Source organism: Rhodococcus sp. 05-2256-B1 (assembly GCF_002258465.1).
Taxonomy (GTDB): Bacteria; Actinomycetota; Actinomycetes; order Mycobacteriales; family Mycobacteriaceae; genus Rhodococcoides; species Rhodococcoides fascians.
In genome coordinates this window covers 1-1,784 of sequence record NZ_NOZA01000007.1, presented here as the reverse complement: position 1 = coordinate 1,784, position 1,784 = coordinate 1, and the positions used below count along the sequence as shown (strand labels likewise).

General features: G+C 65.7%; 1 protein-coding gene. It reads right to left on the bottom strand.

The genetic code is table 11. The features are described 5' to 3' along the window. Positions 1-49 precede the first annotated feature (49 nt). Complete coding sequence (locus CH285_RS00870) at positions 50-1,711, bottom strand: transposase (RefSeq protein WP_441347009.1); 1,662 nt, start codon at positions 1,709-1,711, stop codon at positions 50-52. Positions 1,712-1,784: the final 73 nt, after the last annotated feature.

Sequence of the window (1,784 nt, the reverse complement as noted above, 5' to 3'; positions counted from 1 at the left end):
CTCGGGTTCGATGCCCGGGTCACCTCTTTTTCGGCCCTGGGGTGCTCATTCAGGCCAGCGCTACGGTGTGTGTTGCGGTCAGGTGGGTGAGAATCTTGCCGATGTTGTGCACCGCGGCGTGGAAGGACCACTCACTCGTCGCCCGGTCGACGCCGCGGCTGGTGAATCGCCGGAATCCGAGGTTGTGTTTGGCATGTCCGAACGGTGTCTCGGCGATGTGAGACCGTTTGCGGTACGTTGCGATTCCCTCCGGGGTGGCTAATCGTTCGGCCATCCTGGTAATCGAATTACCCTGTGGTGGTGCAGGATCCGATACCGGCGTAGCTACGGCCGCGGCAGCGGCGGCTTCGAGTGTCCGCGATTTCCCGGTGGCGATCAACCGGTCCGGGCCCGGTGCGTCGAGGTTCTCGATCGAACAATAGCCGGCGTCGAAGAGCATGATTCCGATCGACGGCGACTCGGCCTCGGCCGGTGCATGGTCGGCGATCACTGCCGCCGCAGCGACCGCTTTGTCGACCATCTGCTCGTAGTAGGTGACATCGGAGGGGCTGGTGCCGACGCCGGTGGCGATGATGATGCCGTCCTCGGCGGTGAATGCTTGGCAGTTGTAGCCCTGCACCCAGCCACCACCTCGCAGCGGCTGCATCCGAGAATCCGGATCGGTGATGTTGCGCCGCACCACCGTTGGCGTTGTCTGCTCACGGGCGGCGGACTGGGCGAGGGCTGCGGCGACCGATGCGCGTGCGGCGATCACGCGGTGATGATCCTCGACCGGAACCGGAACCTTGCCTTTCGGTTTCCCGCCGCGACGCGCAGCGGCGTCGGCTCGCTGCCGATACCGCGCCTCGGTGGCCTCATGGCGTGCAATTTCCCGTGCAAGACGCCGGTGAGCAGCAGCTACCTGCGCGGCAAGCGGTACCCGACCCGCCGGGGACGCTCCCGCGTCGAGACGCTCGAGGTGGCCCTCGGCGGCTGACTTCGCGGCCTTCTCGCGGGCATCGTCTTCGGCTTCGATCTGCGCCAACGCTTCAGCGATCCGCTTCGATCGCGTGGTCGGATCGGCCAACTCGGCCGGAACCCGACCCGGGCCCGGGTCGTCTTCGCCGTAGAGTTCGTCCTCGGCAGCATCGACGTCGGCATGCGCCGCGGCCGCGGCGGCGGCGATCTCGCGCGCCCGGGCCTGAGCAGCGTTCGCTGCCTCGGCTTCGGCGGCGGCGCGCAATCCGTCCGCGCTGCGGTTGGCTCCGATGGAGGCGTTCGAGGCGATCTTGACCCCGTCGAGAGCGATGGTCCCCAACGACCCCAAACCGACCCGCGCTGCCAACGTCAGCACCTGCGCGAACAGCGACTCGCAGGCTGCATGGTTGTCTTTACGGAACCTGGAGATCGTGGCGTGATCGGGGGCATCGCCGGCGCAGATGACCCGGTAGGACACCACATCGGTGCATGCGGATTCGATCTGACGTGAAGACCGCATCCCTTTCGACCAAGCCCAGATCAGCAGCGTGAGCAGCATGTCCGGGTCGTATCCGGCGCGCCCGACCCCACCGGTGCGCCGGCCGGCATGAAAGACAGAGGTGTCCAGATGCGTGTCGACGATGTCGATCAGCATCCATACCGGATGCTCCGCCGGTAACCATTCGCGCATGTCCGGTGGAATCAGAAACTGTTGATCACGATCAACCGGTCGATAACCCTTCGCCACCAACACATTGTCCCGCACCACCGACAATGGGGTGCCTCGACACTCGAGACACCCCACCATCAAAATGCAACAGCCCCTC